This window comes from Marinobacter bohaiensis (assembly GCF_003258515.1).
GTDB lineage: Bacteria > Pseudomonadota > Gammaproteobacteria > Pseudomonadales > Oleiphilaceae > Marinobacter_A > Marinobacter_A bohaiensis.
Genome location: NZ_QGEH01000003.1, coordinates 37,562 through 56,896 on the forward strand (window position 1 = coordinate 37,562; position 19,335 = coordinate 56,896).

General features: G+C 64.9%; 21 protein-coding genes. 12 read left to right on the forward strand and 9 right to left on the reverse strand.

Translation table 11 applies throughout. From position 1 onward, the window contains the following. Positions 1 to 104 precede the first annotated feature (104 nt). The 5 genes from argJ to ribA all read left to right on the forward strand — a co-directional run bounded on the left by argJ (position 105) and on the right by ribA (position 4,482). Entirely contained in the window at positions 105 to 1,322 is a 1,218-nt protein-coding gene (gene argJ / locus DKK67_RS14990) for a bifunctional glutamate N-acetyltransferase/amino-acid acetyltransferase ArgJ (protein WP_111497319.1), read from the forward strand. Position 1,323: 1 nt separating this feature from the next. Continuing rightward, on the forward strand, positions 1,324 to 2,265 hold the full coding sequence (locus tag DKK67_RS14995) for a Nudix family hydrolase (RefSeq protein ID WP_111497320.1): 942 nt from the start codon (positions 1,324 to 1,326) through the stop codon (positions 2,263 to 2,265). Positions 2,266 to 2,291: 26 nt separating this feature from the next. Next, the gene (gene moaC, locus DKK67_RS15000; protein ID WP_111497321.1) at positions 2,292 to 2,780 is read left to right on the forward strand and encodes a cyclic pyranopterin monophosphate synthase MoaC; all 489 of its coding nucleotides are present in this window, start codon (positions 2,292 to 2,294) and stop codon (positions 2,778 to 2,780) included. A gap of 2 nt (positions 2,781 to 2,782) precedes the next feature. Continuing rightward, complete coding sequence (moaA, locus tag DKK67_RS15005) at positions 2,783 to 3,778, forward strand: GTP 3',8-cyclase MoaA (protein WP_111497322.1); 996 nt, start codon at positions 2,783 to 2,785, stop codon at positions 3,776 to 3,778. Positions 3,779 to 3,873: 95 nt separating this feature from the next. Beyond that, complete coding sequence (ribA, locus tag DKK67_RS15010; protein ID WP_111497323.1) at positions 3,874 to 4,482, forward strand: GTP cyclohydrolase II; 609 nt, start codon at positions 3,874 to 3,876, stop codon at positions 4,480 to 4,482. A 240-nt stretch (positions 4,483 to 4,722) separates the two neighbouring features. On the opposite strand, the gene dxs is transcribed toward ribA, so the two are convergent. The 3 genes from dxs to DKK67_RS15025 form a co-directional block, all read right to left on the reverse strand. Further along, on the reverse strand, positions 4,723 to 6,657 hold the full coding sequence (gene dxs, locus DKK67_RS15015; RefSeq protein WP_111497324.1) for a 1-deoxy-D-xylulose-5-phosphate synthase: 1,935 nt from the start codon (positions 6,655 to 6,657) through the stop codon (positions 4,723 to 4,725). A 92-nt stretch (positions 6,658 to 6,749) separates the two neighbouring features. Further along, a complete protein-coding gene (locus DKK67_RS15020) occupies positions 6,750 to 7,640 on the reverse strand; it encodes a polyprenyl synthetase family protein (RefSeq protein ID WP_111497325.1) in 891 nt (296 codons plus the stop codon). Further along, positions 7,637 to 7,894, reverse strand: coding sequence for an exodeoxyribonuclease VII small subunit (locus tag DKK67_RS15025; RefSeq protein ID WP_111497326.1), 258 nt, complete (start codon positions 7,892 to 7,894; stop codon positions 7,637 to 7,639). The genes DKK67_RS15020 and DKK67_RS15025 overlap by 4 nt, the downstream gene beginning before the upstream one ends. Before the next feature lie 121 nt (positions 7,895 to 8,015). Here DKK67_RS15025 and DKK67_RS15030 point away from each other — a divergent pair, with 121 nt between their 5' ends. Continuing rightward, positions 8,016 to 8,603, forward strand: coding sequence for a PilZ domain-containing protein (locus DKK67_RS15030; RefSeq protein ID WP_162628853.1), 588 nt, complete (start codon positions 8,016 to 8,018; stop codon positions 8,601 to 8,603). Here the strand turns inward: DKK67_RS15030 and DKK67_RS15035 are convergent. Beyond that, a complete protein-coding gene (locus tag DKK67_RS15035) occupies positions 8,598 to 9,431 on the reverse strand; it encodes an NRDE family protein (protein ID WP_407657860.1) in 834 nt (277 codons plus the stop codon). The two genes, DKK67_RS15030 and DKK67_RS15035, sit on opposite strands and share 6 nt — an antisense overlap. Positions 9,432 to 9,499: 68 nt before the next feature. On the opposite strand from DKK67_RS15035, the gene DKK67_RS15040 reads away from it, so the two are divergent. Genes DKK67_RS15040 through DKK67_RS15055 form a run of 4 tightly spaced genes read left to right on the forward strand, consistent with a single transcriptional unit; the run spans position 9,500 to position 12,478 of the window. Then, positions 9,500 to 10,282, forward strand: coding sequence for a sulfite exporter TauE/SafE family protein (locus DKK67_RS15040; RefSeq protein ID WP_228160681.1), 783 nt, complete (start codon positions 9,500 to 9,502; stop codon positions 10,280 to 10,282). A 47-nt stretch (positions 10,283 to 10,329) separates the two neighbouring features. Continuing rightward, on the forward strand, positions 10,330 to 11,118 hold the full coding sequence (gene lgt, locus DKK67_RS15045) for a prolipoprotein diacylglyceryl transferase (RefSeq protein ID WP_111497330.1): 789 nt from the start codon (positions 10,330 to 10,332) through the stop codon (positions 11,116 to 11,118). After that, positions 11,115 to 11,954 (forward strand): thymidylate synthase, encoded by an 840-nt coding sequence (locus DKK67_RS15050; RefSeq protein ID WP_111497331.1) that lies wholly within the window; start codon positions 11,115 to 11,117, stop codon positions 11,952 to 11,954. Before lgt ends, DKK67_RS15050 begins: the two co-directional genes overlap by 4 nt. An 11-nt stretch (positions 11,955 to 11,965) precedes the next feature. After that, on the forward strand, positions 11,966 to 12,478 hold the full coding sequence (locus DKK67_RS15055; protein ID WP_111497332.1) for a dihydrofolate reductase: 513 nt from the start codon (positions 11,966 to 11,968) through the stop codon (positions 12,476 to 12,478). Here DKK67_RS15055 and DKK67_RS15060 read toward each other — a convergent pair. Beyond that, on the reverse strand, positions 12,460 to 13,956 hold the full coding sequence (locus tag DKK67_RS15060) for a DEAD/DEAH box helicase (protein ID WP_111497333.1): 1,497 nt from the start codon (positions 13,954 to 13,956) through the stop codon (positions 12,460 to 12,462). The genes DKK67_RS15055 and DKK67_RS15060 overlap by 19 nt on opposite strands. Positions 13,957 to 14,184: 228 nt before the next feature. Between DKK67_RS15060 and DKK67_RS15065 the strand changes: the two genes are divergently transcribed. Beyond that, complete coding sequence (locus tag DKK67_RS15065) at positions 14,185 to 14,970, forward strand: acyl-CoA thioesterase (protein WP_111497334.1); 786 nt, start codon at positions 14,185 to 14,187, stop codon at positions 14,968 to 14,970. 11 nt (positions 14,971 to 14,981) lie between these two features. On the opposite strand, the gene DKK67_RS15070 is transcribed toward DKK67_RS15065, so the two are convergent. The 4 genes from DKK67_RS15070 to DKK67_RS15085 form a co-directional block, all read right to left on the reverse strand. Then, positions 14,982 to 15,887 (reverse strand): haloalkane dehalogenase, encoded by a 906-nt coding sequence (locus DKK67_RS15070; protein ID WP_111497335.1) that lies wholly within the window; start codon positions 15,885 to 15,887, stop codon positions 14,982 to 14,984. A gap of 129 nt (positions 15,888 to 16,016) precedes the next feature. Continuing rightward, positions 16,017 to 16,274, reverse strand: coding sequence for a hypothetical protein (locus tag DKK67_RS15075; protein WP_111497336.1), 258 nt, complete (start codon positions 16,272 to 16,274; stop codon positions 16,017 to 16,019). Between the two features lie 146 nt (positions 16,275 to 16,420). Beyond that, the gene (locus DKK67_RS15080; protein ID WP_111497337.1) at positions 16,421 to 17,557 is read right to left on the reverse strand and encodes an amidohydrolase; all 1,137 of its coding nucleotides are present in this window, start codon (positions 17,555 to 17,557) and stop codon (positions 16,421 to 16,423) included. A gap of 9 nt (positions 17,558 to 17,566) precedes the next feature. Continuing rightward, on the reverse strand, positions 17,567 to 17,911 hold the full coding sequence (locus DKK67_RS15085) for a hypothetical protein (RefSeq protein WP_111497338.1): 345 nt from the start codon (positions 17,909 to 17,911) through the stop codon (positions 17,567 to 17,569). Between the two features lie 266 nt (positions 17,912 to 18,177). Here DKK67_RS15085 and DKK67_RS15090 point away from each other — a divergent pair, with 266 nt between their 5' ends. Continuing rightward, the gene (locus DKK67_RS15090) at positions 18,178 to 19,263 is read left to right on the forward strand and encodes an AI-2E family transporter (protein WP_111497339.1); all 1,086 of its coding nucleotides are present in this window, start codon (positions 18,178 to 18,180) and stop codon (positions 19,261 to 19,263) included. Positions 19,264 to 19,335: the final 72 nt, after the last annotated feature.

A 19,335-nucleotide genomic window follows, 5' to 3' on the forward strand; every position in this document is an offset into this window, starting at 1 on the left:
AGCAACGTCCGCTGGATCGGATCTGCCCCGGCAATCCGCTCTTGCGGACGTTTTTTGTTTTACGGCGATTTTCGCCTTGCCCAGAGATAGAGAGGAGTAAGCCAATGGCGGTTGGATTGGGTCCCCTGCCGGACTTTCACGCGATCACCGGCCTGCGTCTGGGCGTGGCCCGGGCTGGCATCAAAAAGCCTGGGCGGCGCGACCTGGTGGTCATGGCGCTGGAGGAAGGCGCCCAGGTCGCCGGAATTTTTACCCGCAACCAGTTCTGTGCGGCGCCGGTCCTGGTTACCCGCGAGCATCTGTCCCAGGCTGCGCCAAGGTTCCTGCTAATCAACACCGGCAACGCCAACGCCGGTAATGGCGAGCAGGGTGTGGCCGATGCCCGGACCTGTTGCGCCGCGCTGGCGGACCTGACCGGTACCGCGCCGAACCAGACGCTGCCGTTTTCCACGGGTGTTATTGGCGAGCCCCTGCCCGTCGAGGTCATCCGCAATGGTTTGCCGGAGGCGCTGGACAACCTGGCCGAGAACCATTGGGCCGAGGCGGCCGAAGGTATCATGACCACCGATACCCTGCCCAAGGGCGCCACCTGTCGGCTGGAGCTGGACGGCAAGCCGGTACATATTTCCGGCATCAGCAAGGGTGCCGGCATGATTCGTCCCAACATGGCGACCATGCTGGGCTTCCTGGCCACCGACGCGGATATCGAGCCGGCCCTGCTACAGAGCCTGGTGTCCGAACTGGGTGAGCAGTCGTTCAACCGCATCACCATCGACGGCGACACCTCCACCAACGACGCCTGCATGCTGGTCGCCACGGGACGCAGCGAAGCGCCCCGGCTGACCGCCGACAGCCCGCACCTCAATGCCTTCCGCGAAGCGCTGAAAGCGGTGTTCATGACCCTCGCTCACGCCATCGTGCGGGACGGTGAGGGTGCCACCAAGTTCATCACCATCCGGGTGGAGCAGGCGGCCAGCACGCAGGAAGCCCTGGATGTGGCCTACACCCTGGCCCATTCGCCGCTGGTCAAGACTGCGCTGTTCGCCTCCGATCCCAATTGGGGCCGCATCCTGGCCGCAGTGGGGCGCGCGGGCGTGCCCGATTTGGACCTGTCCGCTATTGAAATCGACCTGGGGGACGTCGCCCTGGTGCGCAACGGTGGCCGCGCGGCCGATTACACCGAAGCCCGCGGTCAGGCGGTGATGGACGAGTCTGACATTACCATCCGCGTCGGCCTGGGTCGGGGAGAGGTCAACGACACGGTGTGGACCTGCGACCTGTCCCAGGACTACGTGACCATCAACGCCGAGTACCGGACCTGACATGAAACACGTGCATGTGGCGGTCGGCGTGGTGCGCCGGGGCGACCGGGTGCTGATCGCGCGCCGTCCCGAGGACGCCCATCAGGGCGGTCTGCTGGAGTTTCCCGGCGGCAAGGTAGAGCCGGGAGAGACGGTCCAGCAGGCGCTGGTGCGTGAGTTGGCGGAGGAAGTCGGTATCCGCGTGGCGGGCGCTTCCCTGGAACCGGTGATCGGCATTCGTCACGACTACGGGGACAAGCGGGTCTTCCTCGACGTCTGGCAAACATCGTCGTTCGACGGCGAACCCCACGGTCGGGAAGGCCAGCCGGTGCAGTGGCTGGATCAGGACGCCCTGCGCGACGACGCCTTCCCAGCGGCCAACCGCCCGATCATCCGGGCGCTCCGGCTGCCTCGCGCCTATCCCGTCAGCGGCGGTGAGGGGCTGGGCGGCGATGCGCTCTACCAGCATCTGTGCGCGCGCCTGGACCATCTGCGGCCCGAGCTGTTCCTGTTGCGGGCTCCCTGGCTGGAGGAGAACGACTATCGGTCCCTGGCCGCCCGCCTGATCGACTGGTGCGGCCCGCGGCAGATCGGCGTGATGCTCCACGGTGCACCAGAGCGGCTGGCTAGCCTGCCGGCAGCCGGCGTACACCTGCCATGGCGGGTAGCGGCCGGTCTGGATGCGCGACCGTTGGTCAGCGAGGCGCTGTTGGGCGTATCCTGTCACAATGAGGCGGAGTTGCAGCATGCCGCGGCCATCGGCGCCGATTTCGCAACGCTGGGCCCGGTGGAAGCCACGCGGAGCCATCCGGGGGCGGCGTCCCTGGGCTGGTCAGCGTTCGTCGACCTGGCTGGCGGCGCCAAGCTGCCGGTTTACGCCCTGGGCGGGCTCGATTTCACGGCCATTGCCAGGGCGCGCGATGCAGGCGGCCAGGGTGTTGCCGGCATCAGCGCCTGGTGGTGACCATCCGACAGAGGAAGCAGGATACCTTGAGCAAGCTGACACACCTGGATGACACCGGTGCTGCGCGCATGGTGGATGTGACCGACAAGGCCGCCACCAGCCGCGAGGCGCGGGCCGAAGGCTTTATCGCCATGCAGCCGGAGACGGTGGCCATGATCATCGAAGGCGAACACCCCAAGGGGGATGTGCTGGCCACGGCGCGCATCGCCGGCATCATGGCGGCGAAGAAAACCCACGAGTTGATCCCGCTGTGTCACGCCTTGAACCTGACGTCTGTTAAGGTGGAACTGGCGCCGAAGACGGGCGACGGAGACGGTGAGAGCGGCGTGCAGATCACGGCGCGGTGCCGCCTGACCGGCCAGACCGGCGTAGAGATGGAAGCGCTGACCGCGGTCAATATCGCGGCGCTGACCCTCTACGACATGTGCAAGGCGGTGGACCGCGGCATGGAAATCGGCCGGGTCCGGCTGTTGGAAAAACAGGGCGGCCGGTCCGGACACTGGAAGCGGAGCTGAACATGACAGCAGCATTGGTCGACAATTTCGGACGCGAGGTCACCTACGTGCGCATCTCCGTCACGGACCGATGCGATTTTCGCTGTGTCTATTGCATGGCGGAAGACATGATCTTCCTCCCCAAGTCCCAGATCCTGTCGCTGGAAGAGATCGAAACCATTGCCCGTAACCTGGTGGCCTGCGGGGTCACCAAGATTCGCCTGACCGGTGGCGAGCCGCTGGTCAGGCCGGGAGTGGTTGGTCTGGTGGAGCGGCTTAAGGCGATGTCCGGCCTGCGGGAGCTGTGCATGACCACGAACGGTGGCCAGCTCGATAAGTACTCGGTTCCGCTGAAAGACGCCGGTCTGGATCGCCTGAACATCAGCCTCGATACCCTCGACCCCGAGCGCTTCCGGCAGCTCACCCGCACCGGTCGTCTGGAGCGGGTGCTGGCCGGTATTGACGCTGCCCGTGACGCCGGTTTCGAGCACACCAAGCTTAATGCGGTGGTGCTCAAGGGGCGCAACGACGACGAAGTGGTTCCGCTGGTGCGTTTTGCCCTGGAGCGTGGGCTGGATATCAGCTTTATCGAGGAAATGCCGCTGGGTGTGATCACCGAGCACGACCGGGCCGAAGCCTTCTGTTCCAGCGACGAAATCCGCGAGCGTCTGGGCGAAGCGTTCGACCTGAGCCCGATGTCCGTTGATACCGGTGGCCCGTCCCGCTACTGGCGGGCGGAGGGCTACGATGCCAACCGCATCGGCTTCATTTCACCCCACAGTCACAACTTCTGTGGTGACTGCAACCGGGTTCGCCTGACCACCGAAGGCCGGCTGCTGCTGTGCCTGGGCAACGAACACTCCATGGATTTCCGCGAGATTATCCGTTCCCGCCCCGGCGATGACCAGGCTGTCCAGCGAGCCCTGCACGAGGCGATGAAGCTCAAGCCCGAGCGCCATTACTTCTCCCACGATTCCGAACCTCAAATCCTGCGGTTCATGAACGCCACAGGCGGTTGATACGGAAGCGCATTTCCTACGTACGTTCTCAGGGTACGCCGACCCCGGCCATTCTGATAAAATGCGCCGCCTGTTAACACGAGTGAGGTAACGCCGTGGCTGTTCGCTATGTCCAGAGCTGCCGACTCCCGACCCCGTTCGGTGTCTTCGACATGCATGGTTTCGAGGAACCGGATACGGGAAAGGAGCACATCGCCCTGACCCTGGGCGCCCTGGAAGGGGACGAGCCGCTGTTGGCACGCACCCACTCGGAATGCCTGACCGGTGACGCGCTCTACAGCATGCGCTGCGACTGCGGTTACCAGCTTGAGGAAGCCCTGCGCAGCATCGCCCGCGAAGGCCGCGGCATCCTCATGTACCTGCGCCAAGAGGGCCGCGGCATTGGCCTGCTCAACAAGATCCGAGCCTACAACCTGCAGGATCAGGGGGCCGATACCGTCGAAGCCAACGAGCAACTCGGGTTTGCGGCGGATCTGCGGGACTACAGCATGTGTAAGGACATGCTCGAGCACCTGGGCATCAAGCGGCTCAAGCTGATGACCAACAACCCGCGCAAGGTGAATGCCCTGACCGGCCTCGGCATCGACGTCGTTGAGCGCGTGCCGTTGCACGTGGGCCGTAATCCCCATAACGAGAATTATCTCGCCACCAAGCAGAGCAAGCTGGGTCATTGGCTGGAAACCCACCAGGACGACGAAGCCTGAGATAGTCTCCCCCCCCCCCCCTCGCTTATGTCGCTGAAACGATCGTTTCGGAGGCCTATACCGGGCGCCTGCGCCCGCCCATGGCCTCTGTGCAGGGTATTCCTATCGAGTTGTCGATGGCGGCTCGACAAGCCCTTCGTCCGTTTATTTAACGAAGCAGGACGCGCCCAGAAAAAAGGGGGGCCTTCTCGGACCCGGATGCTGACGTTTCGATTGGGTTGAAGAAGAGGAAGGGCGGCGCTACTTCACCGCCCGCAGCGCTTTCTGGTCGTTCATGCGTGCCAGGCGCTTCTCGATCCGGCTCTGGATGCCGTCGGTATCCAGGCCGCACTCGCTGAGCAGCTCGCCGTGCTTGCCGTGGTCGACGAATCGGTCCGGCAGGCCGATGTGCAGCAGCGAGGCGTCGATGCCTTCCTCGTTCAGGAATTCCGCCACGGCGCTGCCGGCGCCACCGGCCACCGCATTTTCTTCCAGCGTTACCACCAGGTCATGCCGCTCCACCAGATCGCGCACCAGCTCGGCGTCAAGCGGTTTTACGAAGCGCATGTCGGCGACGGTGGCGCCTAACGCTTCGGCGGCCGGCATGGCCGCCGCGAGCAGGGCGCCGAAGTTGAGGATGGCGATGCGTTCGCCCTCGCGCACGATTCGGCCCTTGCCGATGGGGGCGGTTTTCAGGTCGGTGTCGATCACCGTGCCCGGGCCGGTCCCTCGCGGATAGCGCACCGCAGCCGGGCCGCTGTGGGCCAGGCCGGTCTGCAGCAGCAGGCGGGTTTCGTTTTCGTCCGAGGGTGCCATTACCAGCATATTGGGGACGCAGCGCAGGTAGCTCAGGTCGAAGGAACCGGCGTGGGTCGGGCCGTCTTCGCCCACCAGGCCGGCGCGGTCGATGGCGAACAGCACATCCAGGTTCTGGATCGCCACGTCGTGGATCAGCTGGTCGTAGGCCCGTTGCAGGAAGGTGGAGTAGATCGCCACCACCGGTTTGGCGCCGTCGCAGGCCAAGCCCGCGGCCAGGGTGACCGAATGCTGTTCGGCGATGGCGACGTCGTAATAGCGGTCCGGGAAGCGTTCGGCGAAGCGCACGAGGTCGGAGCCCTCGCACATGGCCGGGGTGATGCCGACCACACGCTCGTCCTGTTCCGCGCAGTCGCACAGCCACTGGCCGAAGACGTTGGCGTACTTGGGCTTCTTCGGAGCCGGCTGGGTTTCGGCCGCAGTGACCGGCGGTTTGGGCTCGATCTTGTTGATGGCGTGATAGCCGATCGGGTCCGCCTCGGCCGGTGCAAAGCCCTTGCCTTTCTTGGTCACAATGTGCAGGAACTGCGGCCCATCCAGCTCGCGGATGTTGCGCAGGGTATCGATCAGGAGTGGCAGATCGTGACCGTCGATGGGGCCGATGTAGTTGAAGCCCAGTTCCTCGAACAGGGTGCCGCCGGAAATCAGTCCTTTGAAATGCTCTTCGGTCTTGCGGGCCAGCGCCATCAGATTGGGTGCGCCCTGCAGAACCTTCTTGCCGCCATCGCGCACCTGGTTGTAGGTGCGGCTGGCCAGCAGCTTGGCAAAATAGTTGGACAGCCCGCCCACATTGTGGGAAATGGACATGTCGTTGTCGTTGAGGATCACCAGCATGTTGGAGCGCAGGTGCCCGGCGTGGTTGAGTGCTTCGAAGGCCATGCCGGCGGTCATCGCGCCGTCGCCGATGACGGCAATGGTCTTGCGCGGCAGATTCTGCATCTTCGCGGCGATGGCCATGCCCAGGGCGGCGCTGATCGAGGTGCTGGAGTGGCCCACGCCGAAGGTGTCGTAGGGGCTTTCGCCACGCTTAGGAAAGCCGGCCAGGCCGTCTTTCTTGCGGATGGAGCCCATCTGCGCACGGCGTCCGGTCAGGATCTTGTGGGGATAGGCCTGGTGGCCCACATCCCACACCAGCCGGTCTTCCGGCGTGTTGAAGATGTAGTGCAGGGCGACGGTCAGTTCCAGCACGCCGAGGCCGGCCCCGAAATGACCGCCGGACTGGCCCACGCTCCAAAGCAGGTGCGCGCGCAGTTCCCGGGCCAGTTGGGGCAGTTGCTCCTCCGCCAGGTCGCGCAGTTGCTCCGGGGTGTCGATTCCGTCCAGCAGCGGTGTGTTCGGCTGGCGTGACGGAATCTCCTTGAAAATGGTCGTATCCTGCATCCGCTCTGTATCTTCTGATTCAATATGGGGCAATTATACGGGATCACCTTCCGCGGTTTCACATTTCCGTTCGGTTAGGTGTCGCCGATGTCTCAATACGTGCGAGTAACGACGAAATCAGCGAGCTGGCGCAGCGGGTCGGCGCTGCTACCAAACATCGCGAGCGCCGCATTGGCTTCTTCCTGCAAGCATCGAAGATGATCGCGGGTGCCGTCAATACCCAGGCAGGCCGGATAGGTCGGCTTGTTGCGGGCGGCGTCCGAGCCCTGGGGTTTGCCGATGGTGTCGGTGGCGCCCTCGATGTCGAGCAGGTCATCCTGCACCTGGAAGGCCAGGCCCAGGGCCCGGCCGTAAGTGGCCAGGGCCTGGCGCTGGTCGTCATCGGCGCGTTCGGAAGCCAGGGCGCCCAACTGGATGCTGGCCTCGATCAACGCTCCGGTCTTGCAGCGATGCATGCGCTGCAGGGCTTCCAGGGGCAGGGTTTCCCCCACCGCGCCCAGATCGATCGCCTGACCGCCGACCATGCCGTTGCGACCGGCCGCGTTGGCCAGGATGCGCAGCATCGGCACCCGGGTGGCGTCGGCGAAATCGCCATAGGCGGCGAGAGCCTCGAACGCCAGGGCCTGCAGGGCGTCACCGGCGAGGATGGCGGTCGCTTCGTCGTAGGCGATGTGCACGGTCGGCTTGCCGCGGCGCAGGGCGTCGTCGTCCATGGCCGGCAGGTCGTCGTGGACCAGTGAGTAGGCGTGAATCAGTTCGATGGCGCAGCCCGGCACCAGGGCGTGCTCGGGGGTGCCTCCAGCGGCGCTGGCAGCCGCCATGGCCAGGATTGGGCGGATGCGTTTGCCGCCGCCCAGGACGGCATAGCGCATGGCCTCCTGCAGGCGTGGATCCGGTGCGGAGGCGTCGTCGAGCCAGCCGTCGAGGGTGGTTTCGATGGCCTGGCGCCAGGCCGTCTGGTCGGGAAGGGTGGTGGCGCTCATTGCCCCTCGTCTTCCTCGTGGAACGGTTGCGTGACGAATTCATCGCCGTCCGCCTTGACCAGCTGCTCCACCCGCTGTTCGGCCTGTTTGAGGGCCTGCTGGCATTCGCGGGTCAGTTTGACGCCACGCTCGAACGCCGCCAGGGATTTCTCCAGCGGCAGGTCGCCCTGTTCCAGGTCGCGCACCAGGGTTTCCAGCTCGTTCAGGGACTTTTCGAAGTCGGCGATGGTGACGCCGGCGGTCTCGTCGCTCATGACGGGAAATCTCCGCGGATGATCGGTTTCCGGCGGAGTATACCAGAGCGGACACTGTTTGCGTTGGCTGCCGCCGGATCGACGGCTATGCTGGTGAAAACGGTGGCACAGGATGAGTGGCATGGAGTCAACGGGCTGGCAGGGCAGGGATCGCAGACGTTTCTATCGGGTGGACGACCGGGTCGCCCTGCGTTACGTGCGCCTCTCCGACGAGGCCTCCCTGTCCGGAGAAATGCAGGACCTTTCTCTGCGTACCCGACTGGCGGACCTGGATCTGGCGCTGGACGAAGCCATGGGGCGTTTTGCCGAACAGTCGCCGGCCGGGCAGACCGTTGCCGATCTGCTCAACCGCAAGCTCGAACTCGCCCTGGAAGCGGCGGGCGTGGGGCGGCAGGCCAACGGCGATCCCAGCCTGATCACTCGTGACATCAGTCTCAGTGTGGGTGGTTTCGCTTTCGCCACCGAGGAGCGGATCGCCGTCGGCGAGAACCTGTTGATCGATCTGCTGTTCTACCCGGAAAGGCGCACGGTGCGGGCGTTGGCCCGGGTGGTGGCCAGCGAGCCGGCCGCCAGCGGGCAGTTGCTGCGATTGGACGTGGCGCGTATGGGGGATGCCGACCGGGAAATCCTGATGGGGCACATCATGCGCCTGCAGAGCGAACGCATCCGGGCCCGGTCTGGCCCCGAAGACCCGCCCGCCGAGTCATGATGGCCTGATCCAGCGGAACGTCTGGCGCGGTCCGGTCTCCCCCCGGGCCCGCCAGTTCTGCTCGGTGACCTGGATCTCACCGTTCCGATGCACGCTGACAATGGTCGTCGCTCGGGTGCCGTAGTGCTCGCTGCGGATAAACGGCGCCGAGAGGAAGCGTTCACGCTCCAGTCCCACCCCGGTATCCGGCAGGAAGGCATCGGGAGCCGGCGTGGTGTCCATCAGTGCCTCGATAAGGGCGTCGTGCAGATCCGCCACCGGTGTCTCCCGCATATGCTTCACCAGGCTGTGGCGCAAGCGGACCAGTTTGGGCCAGGGGCTCTGCAGCAGGTGATTGCTCAGGCCATAGGCCCCGCGGAAGAGCGTGCGTCCGGGATGGCTGTCGCGATTGCTGTAGTACCAGCCCCGCTGGCCATTGGCGCGCACCAGGTTGTAGCCGGCGAACTGCGCGTGGCTGGCATCCAGTTCCCGTTTAAGATCGCCGGTGTTTCGTTCCAGCGCCGCAATGGGCAGGTTTCCCCGCGACCGCTCGCCGGCTTCCGGCCGACCGTCCCGCACGTTGGTTACCGCGGCGACAGAGCCGTCCCGGGTGATGGCCAGCCAGGTGCCTCCGGAACGGCTGTCGCGGCCGGCCAGGATCTCCGGTGCCGACCACCAGTGCATGGCCTCGGTGGGGCGTTCGTAGAACTCATCCCGGTTGGCGGCCACCACCAGAGGCAGGTCGGGATGCTGGTCAATGGCAAACAGGATCAGGCACATGGTGTTCCCGGTCGTCTCCGAGGAAAAGGATTGGGTCAAGGGCCATTCGGAATCTGGCAAGTGATCCATGGCATAGCCCTGTGTATCATACGGGCCTTTGCGATGGCTATTGGAGCGGTTTGGCGATGGACCTGGCGTTGCTGTTGACGATCTACCTGGCTCTGGGCGCCCTCGCCGGCGTACTGGCGGGCCTGTTCGGCATCGGCGGCGGTCTGGTTATCGTGCCGGTACTGATCTTCGGCTTCGCCCGGCAGGGCGTCAGCGGCGACGTGGCGGCCCATCTGGCCGTGGGCACATCGCTGGCGACCATCATCTTCACGTCGCTCAGCTCGATCCGCTCCCATCACCAGCATCGCGCGGTACGTTGGGAGCTGTTCCGACCCATGGCGCTGGGGATCGTGATCGGTGCCATGCTGGGTGCCTGGACCGCCTCCCTGCTGCCCGGTGATGTGCTGGAGCTGGTGATCGGCGTGTTCGTGATCCTGGTGGGGCTGAAGATGCTGCTCGACGTTAGACCCAAACCGGGGCGTGATGTGCCGGCGCGCCCCGGTCTGGTCGCCGCCGGCGGTGGTGTGGGCTGGGCGTCCGCCATTTTTGGCATCGGCGGTGGCACCCTCACGGTTCCCTTCCTGAGCTGGTGCAACGTGCGTATGCAGCAGGCGGTGGGAACTTCCGCCGCCTGCGGCCTGCCTATAGCCGTCGCCGGCGCCCTGACCAACGTCGCCACCGGCTGGCAGTCGCCGGAGCTGCCATCGTACAGCCTGGGGTTCATTTACCTGCCGGCTTTGCTTGGCATCGTGCCGACCAGTGTCCTGTTCGCACGCCTCGGAGCGGCGCTGGCCCATCGGCTGGATGCGGCGCTGCTGAAACGGATTTTTGCCCTGATCCTGTTGGTGATCGGTGTCCGCTTCCTGCTTTGAGGCTGCGCGGATAATCGATTGCCCGGACTCGCATAGAGAGAGATTGCATGCTGCGTTACCCACAGATTGACCCGATCGCGATATCGCTCGGCCCGCTGAAAATCCACTGGTACGGGCTGATGTACCTGATCGGCTTTGCCGTCGGCTGGTGGCTCGGGCGTCTGCGCACCCGCAAGCCCTGGTCGCCGGTCAACGAACAGCAGATGGGCGATCTGCTGTTCTACATCGCCCTCGGGGTGATTCTGGGCGGTCGTTTCGGCTACGTCGTCTTCTACAACTTCCCGACCTTTATGGGCGATCCACTGTGGCTGTTCCGGGTCTGGGAAGGGGGCATGTCGTTCCACGGCGGCCTGATCGGGGTGATCCTGGCCATGTGGTGGTACGGTCGCAAGCTCAACTGCGGCTTCTTCGCGCTGGCGGATTTCGTCGCGCCGCTGGTGCCGGTCGGTCTCGGCGCGGGGCGTATCGGCAACTTCATCAACGGCGAACTCTGGGGCAAGCCCACCGACGTGGCCTGGGGCATGGTCTTTCCCACCGCGCCGGATGCCCTGGCGCGGCACCCCTCGCAGCTGTACCAGTTCGCGATGGAGGGCGTGCTGCTGTTCGCCGCCCTGTGGCTGTTCTCCAGCAAGCAGCGGCCGCGCATGGCCGTGTCCGGATTGTTCCTGACTCTCTACGGCTGTTTCCGTATCATTGCCGAATTCTTCCGCCAGCCGGACCCGCAACTGGGTTACCTGGCGTTTGACTGGGTCACCATGGGGCAGGTTCTGTCGCTGCCGATGGTGCTGGCCGGCATACTCATGATGGTTTGGGCATACAGGAGAAAGGCAGCATGAAAGCCTATCTGGACTTGATGCAGGACGTGGTCGACAACGGCCTCGATCGCGGGGATCGCACCGGTGTGGGCACCCGCTCGGTTTTTGGGCGCCAGCTGCGGTTCGATCTGTCCGAGGGCTTTCCGCTGTTGACCACCAAGAAAGTACACCTGCGCAGCGTGATCTACGAGCTGCTGTGGTTCCTCAAAGGCTCCACCGACAACAATTGGCTGCGCGAGCGCAAGGTCAGTATCTGGAACGAGTGGGCGCTGGAAGACGGCGACCTGGGGCCGATCTACGGCAAGCAGTGGCGCAGCTGGCAGTGCCCCAACGGCGAGGTGGTGGACCAGATCAGCGAGGTGGTGGAGCAGATCCGCAACAAGCCCAACTCGCGTCGCCTGATCGTCTCTGCCTGGAATCCGGCGGAGCTGCCGGACGAGACCCGGAGCCCGCAGGACAACGCCCGCGAGGGGCGCATGGCGCTGGCTCCCTGCCACTGCCTGTTCCAGTTCTACGTGGCCGACGGCAAGCTGTCCTGCCAGCTCTACCAGCGCAGTGCCGACCTGTTCCTGGGCGTCCCCTTCAATATCGCTTCCTACAGCCTGCTGACGCACATGATTGCCCAGCAGTGCGATCTGGGCGTGGGGGATTTCGTGCACACTTTCGGTGACTGTCACCTGTACCAGAACCACCTGACCGACGAGATCGTGTTTGAGCAGCTCAAGCGTGAACCGCGGGCCCTGCCCACGCTGAACATCCGCCGCAACCCGGACAGCCTGTTCGACTACGAGCTGGAAGACTTCGAATTCGAGGGCTACGACCCGATGCCCGGCATCAAGGCCCCCATCGCCATCTGAGGAGCGTGGACATGCGCAAGGCACTGATCGTCGCCATGGCCCGAAACCGGGTTATCGGCCGCAACAACGCGCTGCCCTGGTACCTGCCAGGGGATCTGCGCTATTTCAAGCAGGCCACCATGGGCAAGCCCATCCTGATGGGGCGCAAGACCTTTGAATCCATCGGCAAGCCGCTACCGGGGCGCCTCAACGTGGTGATCACCCGTGATGAAAGCTGGCAGGCGCCGGCTGGTGTGGCGGTGGAGCATTCGCTGGAAGCGGCCTATCGCCGCGCCGGAGCCCAGGCGGAGCTGGATGGTAGCGAGGAAGTGATGATCATCGGTGGCGGACAGATCTACGCCGACGCCCTGGCCGATGTGGATCGCATGTACGTCACCCTGGTCCACGACGATGTGGAGGGGGACGCCTGGTTCCCGGAAGTGAACTGGGGGCAGTGGCAGGAAATCGGACGGGAGGATTTCTCCGCGTCCGATAACAACCCGTACGACTACAGTTTCGTCGTCTATCAGCGCCGCGGCGGCTGACGCTTCGGCGCCTTGCCTTTCGGCGCGCCGCCGTTGCCGCCGGGGCGCTTGCGGTCATTGCCCTTGCGGAACGGCTTCTTGCCGCCCGGCTTGAAGCCGCGCCGGTCGCCCTTGTTGGGCGGGCGCTTGCTGCGCGCCGGCGGGATCGGCAGCTCGGCCGGGGCTTCGAGCGGCATCGCGCCCGGTTGCGCCGATTCCAGCCAGCAGGCGAGGGCGCCCGCAATGCCTGCCATATCCAGATCGTTGCGCTCGGCAATGGCATCCAGCAGTGCCATGGCCTTGGCCTGACGCCCGTCCTCGGCAAAATCCAGCAACTGACGTTCGAACTGCTGCACGCGCAGCTTCTGCAAATCGGCCGGTGGCGGCAGCTGGTAATCGCTCATGGGCGAGTTGGTAGCCCGCTCCAGGGTGCGCAGCCAGCTGCGCTCGCGCGGCGTCACCAGCAGGATCGCCTTACCTTCGCGCCCGGCACGACCGGTACGGCCCACCCGGTGGATGTAGGCTTCGCTGTCGTAGGGCACGTCGTAGTTGATGACGTGGGTAATGCGGGGCACGTCCAGGCCGCGGGCCGCCACGTCGGTGGCCACCACGATGTCCAGTTTGCCCCGGCGCAGGTCTTCCACGGCCTGTTCACGCTGGCGCTGGTTGATGTCGCCGTTCAGGGGCGCCACGGAATGACCGCGCGCGGACAGCTTGTCCGCCAGCAGGGTGGTTTCCGCCTTGGTGCGCACGAAGATGATGGTGGCGTCCACCGGTTCGACTTCGAGGATTCGGGTCAGGGCGTCCAGCTTGCGCTCGGCAAAGACCGGCAGCACGAACTGCGAGATCCGCGATACGGTGCGGGTCTGGCTCTCGATCTTCACCTCGTCCGCGTCGCTCAGGTAAGTCTGGGCAACCTTGCGGATGGGCGCCGGCATGGTCGCGGAGAACAGCGCTCGCTGGCAGCTCTCCGGCGTGCGCGCCAGAATTGCCTCGATGTCGTCGATAAAGCCCATGCGCAGCATTTCATCCGCTTCGTCGAGAACCACCGACTTCAACTGATCAAGCTGCAGGGTGCCGCGACGCAGGTGGTCCAGCAGGCGTCCCGGCGTGCCGACCACGACCTGGGCACCGCGCTGCAGGGCCTTGAGCTGGGGCCGGAAGTCCTGGCCCCCGTAGATCGGCAATACCTGCAGGTTCCTGAAGCCCCCGGCGTAGGTGGTGAAGGCCTCGGCCACCTGGATCGCCAGCTCGCGGGTCGGAGCCAGCACCAGGATCTGGGGCGCGGCCAGTTCCGGGTCGATGCGGCTCAGCAGCGGCAGCGCAAAGGCGGCCGTCTTGCCGGTGCCGGTCTGTGCCATGCCCAGCAGGTTGCGTCCGGTGAGCAGGATCGGGATGGATTGCGCCTGGATCGGTGACGGGTTTTCGTAGCCCACGGTGGCAATGGCGTCGAGAACCGCCGGGTGAAGGCCGAGCTCGGCAAAAGTCTTTGATTGCATTCAGGAAACTCAGGGGTCGGGAAAAAATACGGCGCTCCGGGACTGACAACGTCCGAGAAAAGGGGAGCGGTGAACTGGGTATTATAGACGCTGGCGCGCCAGATCGATATGCGCAATCCCGTCAGGGTCATAAGTAGATACACGCGGGTCGCGCTTGCGCGAGGCTCGTGGGTGGGGCAGCATCCACGCTTCTTTGGCTTTCAGAACCGATAAAAAGGACACAGCACCATGACATTCGAGGCATTACTCGCCGGCGCCGACAGCGGTCGCCTGGCCATTCCGGGCAGTTGGGGGCAGGGCCGTGCCACCTTTGGTGGACTGGTCGCGGGGTTGGCGTACCAGCGCATGCAGGGGGTGGTGGCGGATGATCGCCCGTTGCGGGCCCTGCAGGTGGCCTTTGTCGGGCCGGTCACGGTGGACGCGTCGCTGTCGATCGAGGCGACCCTTCTGCGTGAGGGGCGGGCGGCGAGCCAGGTGGAGGCGCGCATCGTGCAGGATGGCGAGGTGCGGCTGGTCGCCCTGGGCAGTTTCGGCGGCGAGCGGGAATCGAGCGTGCAGGTGGCGGCGCAGCCCGCACCGGAAGCGCCGGCGCCGGAGGACTGTCAGCCACTGGATTACATCCCGGGTGTGACGCCGGAGTTCACACAGCACATCGAGATGCGCTGGGCGTTCGGTAATCTGCCGTTTTCCGGTCAGGCTTCGCGGGAAATGGGCGGCTGGATGCGTTTTCGTGAACCGGGCGACGCGATGACCGACGCCCATGTGATCGCCCTGGTGGATGCCTGGCCGCCGGCGGTGTTGCAGCACGTCAAACAGCCGGTTCCGGCCAGCTCGATGAGCTGGTCGCTGGAACTGGTGCACCCGCGTCCGTCGATGGCGCCCGACGAGCCATTGCTGTACCGCAACTGGATCGACCAGGCCGGTGGTGGCTACGGTCATACCCATGCCGGTATCTGGAACCGGCAGGGCGAGCTGGTGGCACTGAGTCGCCAGACGGTGACCGTCTTCGGCTGAGCGGCGTCCGTTCAGGCGGGGCGCACGACCGGCTGACGACAGGCGTCGATGATCACCCGGGCGAACGCCTGGGGCGCGTCCTCCTGCAGGAAGTGGCCGCCTCGCAGTGTGGTGTGCGGCTGGCCCTGGGCGCCGGGGATACGCCGCTGCATGTAGCGGTCGCCGCCGCGAGTGATCGGGTCGCCGTCGCTGAAACACGTGATGAACGGCTTGTGCCAGTGCTCCAGTGCTTCCCAGGCGGCGCGGTTGGCGTCGCTGGCGGGATCGTCCGGGGCTACGGGAACCAGCCGAGGAAAGGCGCGGGCGCCGGCCTTGAAATCGGCGGACGGGAAAGGGGCGTCGTAGGCGGCCCGCTCGGCGTCGGTCAGGGGGCGCGAGGTGCCCAGCTGGATGATCCGGCTTACTGGGAACCAGGGGCTGTAGACGGCGAAGTTTTTCCAGAGGCTGAACATCAGCGGGGCCTTGTGGTCCCCGGTGGGCAGCATGCCGTTGCCCACGATGATCCGCTCGAAACGATCGGGATGCTCTGCGGCGAGGCGCAGTCCCAGCAGGGACCCCCAGTTCTGGCACACCAGGGTGATCCGTTCGAGGCCGAGGGCGTCGAGCCAGGTCAATAGCCATTCCATGTGGGTCAGGTAGGTGTAGTCTGATGGCTCCGCAGGCTTGTCGGATTTGCCGAAGCCGATCAGATCCGGCGCCAGGACACGGAAACCCGCGTCGGCAATCGGCGGGATCATGTGCCGGTAAAGGTACGACCACGAGGGTTCCCCATGCAGCATCACCACCGGGGAGGCTTCGCTTGGCCCCTCGTCCACATAGTGCATGCGTAGGCCACGGGCGACTTCGACATAGTGAGGCTCGAACGGGAAATCGGGCAACTGCGCGAAGCGCTGTTCCTCAGTACGAAGAATACGCATTCTGTCCAAATTCCTTACAACGAAAACGGGACGGCCGCCGCTTCGGCGGTGGTCTTGATGATACAGGATAGCTGAGAAAACAGCGTTCGGGAGGGCGGGGATCACATCCCCGGCAGAGCGGCCCCGGTATTAACCGGCCGCCTGCTGATCGTCTTTCTGTTGCTCCAGTTGGCGCATCGCCTCGTCCAGGCAGTTAACCGCGCCGCAGTCGTCGGCCGAACACAGGCCGATGGTGTGACAGGCCATATCCTGGCGATTCTCGCCTTCGTTGGAGAAAATGCGCGCCTTGGGCAGCAGGGAACTGCAGTGACCGCACAGGAACGTGGGGATCACGCTGCCTTCGGCCAGTTTCGCAACATAGTGCTCATGATGCTCGTGGTTACACATAATGGCTCCTTTCAGGTTTTCATCGTGGGTGAGTTCTCCTTAACAGCGCCCATCTGTTTAACCTAAGGCCGAAAGATGACATTTCCAAGTCAAAATTTCGGTCTGCCTGTACGTAAATAACGCAATGCCGTCGGCGGTGTTCCGGGCTACTCCTGTAAATCGTTGATCTGTTCAACGATTGTCCGGAATACGCCAAGGCCGACCGGAATCAGCTCGTCGGGGAAGTCGTAGTCGGGGTTGTGCAACTGCGGGTGGACGTCGCCGGCTCCCAGGCCAAACATGGCGCCCTCGGCATGGAGCGTGAAGACGCCGAAGTCCTCGGACCAGCGAAAGCCCTCGGGCATGCGGTGAAATGGCACGTCGAGGCTCCGGCAGGCTTGTGCCACCTGCTCGAAGCCCTCCTGTCCATTGACGCTGGCAAGGAAGTCGTCCTCCCACTCGAACGCCACGCCCAGGCCGGCCTGAGCGGCGGCTTTGCGGGCCAGATTGCAGGCTCGTTCCGACAGGGCGGTCATGGCGTCGTTGGTCTCGCTGCGCAGGGTCGCCATCAGCACCGCGTCGCCTGCCGCGGTACCGAAGGCTTTCTCGCCCAGGCGGGCGTGCACCAGGGTCACCCAGGTTTTCTCGGTGAAGGCCTCGGGGAGGCCGGGCAGCGCCTGCATCAGGTGCGCCAGCGCCGGCGCCGGGCTGACGCCGTCCTCCGGGTGCGCGGCATGGGACGTCTTGCCGGTGAGGCGGACAATCAATCCCCTTGAAGCGCAGTTGAAAGGGCCGGGGCGTGTGAATACCTCGCCCAGCGGTAATCCCGGAACATTGTGCAGCGCGAAGGCGTAATCCGGCCGGTAAGGGACAAAGCGCGGATCGTCGAAGACCCGGCGCGCGCCCTGGCCGTCCTCTTCCGCCGGCTGGAACAGCAGGAGGACCCGGCCGCGAACCGGGCGTCTTTCGGCGAGGGTCCGGGCCAGACCGATGACGATGCTCATATGGCCATCGTGGCCGCAGGCATGGGCGCAACCGTCTACCGTGGAACGATGGGCCTGGCTGCTGCGTTCGTGGATGGGCAGGGCATCCAGTTCGCAGCGGATCAGCGTCGCGGGGCCCTGCTCCCGGCCATCGAACACGGCCAGCACGCCGGCGCCGCCCAGGCCTTCAACCAGCTCGTCCGGCTGACAGGCGCGCAGCAACTCAGCGATGCGCCGGGCGGTGGCCTGTTCCTGGCCGGACAGTTCGGGGTGACGATGCAGTTCGTGCCGGATCCGGCGCAGTTCACTCAGGTCGGTCATGGTCGTGGGCTATCCGTTCTCGGGGGGCGGCGGGCGGCGGTTGGAACGCTTGTCGTCCCAGTCGAGGGCGCGCGGGTCGTACCAGTCCATCTCGCTCAGCACTTTTTCGTGGGTCGAGGGCGACAGGGTAGGCCACAGGCTCTGGAAGTCCTCCAGGCCTTCTTCGCGCCGTCGTGCCTGGCGGCTGCGCAGCTTGCCGAGAATCGTCGGCAGGCGCAATGCCTCGCCCAACTGACCGGGGCGAATCACTTCCTGGCCCATCACCTTCTTGCGATGGGTACGGCGGGCCAGGGTCGCCTGCAGGGCTTCGGCGGCCTCGATGGCCGTTTCCACGGAAAACTCGATGCTGTTCAAGGCTCCCACTATTCCCAATGTTTGTTCCTGTCAGGCACCACCGGTCATCGCTGCATGAATGAAGCTACCGGCTTGCGGCCCCGGCCCGACATTCCGCATGCTGCTCTCGGGCCGCGATAAAAATCGAGCTGCAACAGACCAAAGTGTACTATAGCCTCACCAGATGCCGGCTGGCCATGGTCAGGAATGCTTACGGGACGGGCCCCGGAGCCCGGACAGGCCCATGCGGCAGCCAACCGAAGGATTGGATCAAAGGTTTGCGATTTATGTACGAAGTTCTCGAAAGGCGGTCGTTCCTGGCCATGTTGCTGGTGGTGTCACTGGCCTTCCTGTTCCTGATCAAACCGTTCACCGGGCCGATTTTCTGGGCGGTGGCGATCGCCGTGATCTTTAATCCGGTCCAGAACTGGCTCTATCTCCGGATGCCCGGCCGCCACAATACGGTGGCCTTGCTGACCCTGGTGCTGTGTCTGTTCATCGTGGTGATTCCGTCGCTGCTGTTGATCTCGTCCCTGATCGCCGAAGGCGTGGGTCTGTATCAGCGGGTGCAGTCCGGGGAGTTGAACCCCGGCCAGTACATCGACCAGGTCAACCAGGCCTTTCCCGCGTTCCAGGCGTTTCTCGACCGTTTCGATATTGATCTGGACCGGCTCCGGGAGGGCGTCGTGTCCACCTTTGTTGGTGGCAGCAAGCTGCTGGCGAAGCAGGCCCTGGGTATTGGCCAGAACACCTTCCAGTTTTTCCTGTCCTTCTCGTTGATGGCTTACCTGGCCTTTTTCCTGCTGCGCGACGGCTCGCGCCTGGTGGAGCTGTTGATCCGGGCGCTGCCGCTGGGTGACGAGCGCGAGCGCCTGCTGTTTGCCAAGTTCGCCGAGGTAACCCGGGCCACGGTCAAGGGCAACCTGCTGGTGGCGGTGGTGCAGGGGGCCCTCGGTGGCCTGATCTTCTGGATCCTGGGCATCAACGGGGCCCTGCTGTGGGGTGTGGTGATGGCCATTGCGTCGCTGATCCCCGCGGTCGGCGCGGCACTGGTGTGGGCGCCGGCGGCCATCTACCTGGCGGCGGTCGGCGACTATGTCTCGGCGATCATCCTGACCGCGTTCGGCGTGCTGGTCATCGGGCTGGCGGACAATCTGCTGCGTCCGATCCTGGTGGGGCGTGACACCAAGCTGCCGGACTACATGGTGCTGCTGTCCACCCTGGGCGGTATCGTCATGTTCGGCATCAACGGCTTCGTCATGGGGCCGCTGGTGGCCGCCCTGTTCGTGGCCTTCTGGGGGATCTTCATCCGCGAATTCAGCGATCCGGCCGAGCAGCGTCGGCACCCCGGGGAGACGGCGGACGACGGCTGACCGACCGGGGCAAATGCGCTAGCATGAATCGGGGATGACGGCCTGTTCACCGGGCCGGGTCCCGGATTCGAA

Bases quoted from the DNA above. Each gene is read 5' to 3' on its own strand.
- argJ (WP_111497319.1), top strand. From the start codon at position 105: ATGGCGGTTGGATTGGGTCCCCTGCCGGACTTTCACGCGATCACCGGC.
- DKK67_RS14995 (WP_111497320.1), top strand. From the start codon at position 1,324: ATGAAACACGTGCATGTGGCGGTCGGCGTGGTGCGCCGGGGCGACCGG.
- moaA (WP_111497322.1), top strand. From the start codon at position 2,783: ATGACAGCAGCATTGGTCGACAATTTCGGACGCGAGGTCACCTACGTG.
- dxs (WP_111497324.1), bottom strand. From the start codon at position 6,657: ATGCAGGATACGACCATTTTCAAGGAGATTCCGTCACGCCAGCCGAAC.
- DKK67_RS15020 (WP_111497325.1), bottom strand. From the start codon at position 7,640: ATGAGCGCCACCACCCTTCCCGACCAGACGGCCTGGCGCCAGGCCATC.
- DKK67_RS15025 (WP_111497326.1), bottom strand. From the start codon at position 7,894: ATGAGCGACGAGACCGCCGGCGTCACCATCGCCGACTTCGAAAAGTCC.
- DKK67_RS15030 (WP_162628853.1), top strand. From the start codon at position 8,016: ATGGAGTCAACGGGCTGGCAGGGCAGGGATCGCAGACGTTTCTATCGG.
- DKK67_RS15035 (WP_407657860.1), bottom strand. From the start codon at position 9,431: ATGGATCACTTGCCAGATTCCGAATGGCCCTTGACCCAATCCTTTTCC.
- lgt (WP_111497330.1), top strand. From the start codon at position 10,330: ATGCTGCGTTACCCACAGATTGACCCGATCGCGATATCGCTCGGCCCG.
- DKK67_RS15050 (WP_111497331.1), top strand. From the start codon at position 11,115: ATGAAAGCCTATCTGGACTTGATGCAGGACGTGGTCGACAACGGCCTC.
- DKK67_RS15055 (WP_111497332.1), top strand. From the start codon at position 11,966: ATGCGCAAGGCACTGATCGTCGCCATGGCCCGAAACCGGGTTATCGGC.
- DKK67_RS15060 (WP_111497333.1), bottom strand. From the start codon at position 13,956: ATGCAATCAAAGACTTTTGCCGAGCTCGGCCTTCACCCGGCGGTTCTC.
- DKK67_RS15065 (WP_111497334.1), top strand. From the start codon at position 14,185: ATGACATTCGAGGCATTACTCGCCGGCGCCGACAGCGGTCGCCTGGCC.
- DKK67_RS15070 (WP_111497335.1), bottom strand. From the start codon at position 15,887: ATGCGTATTCTTCGTACTGAGGAACAGCGCTTCGCGCAGTTGCCCGAT.
- DKK67_RS15075 (WP_111497336.1), bottom strand. From the start codon at position 16,274: ATGTGTAACCACGAGCATCATGAGCACTATGTTGCGAAACTGGCCGAA.
- DKK67_RS15080 (WP_111497337.1), bottom strand. From the start codon at position 17,557: ATGACCGACCTGAGTGAACTGCGCCGGATCCGGCACGAACTGCATCGT.
- DKK67_RS15090 (WP_111497339.1), top strand. From the start codon at position 18,178: ATGTACGAAGTTCTCGAAAGGCGGTCGTTCCTGGCCATGTTGCTGGTG.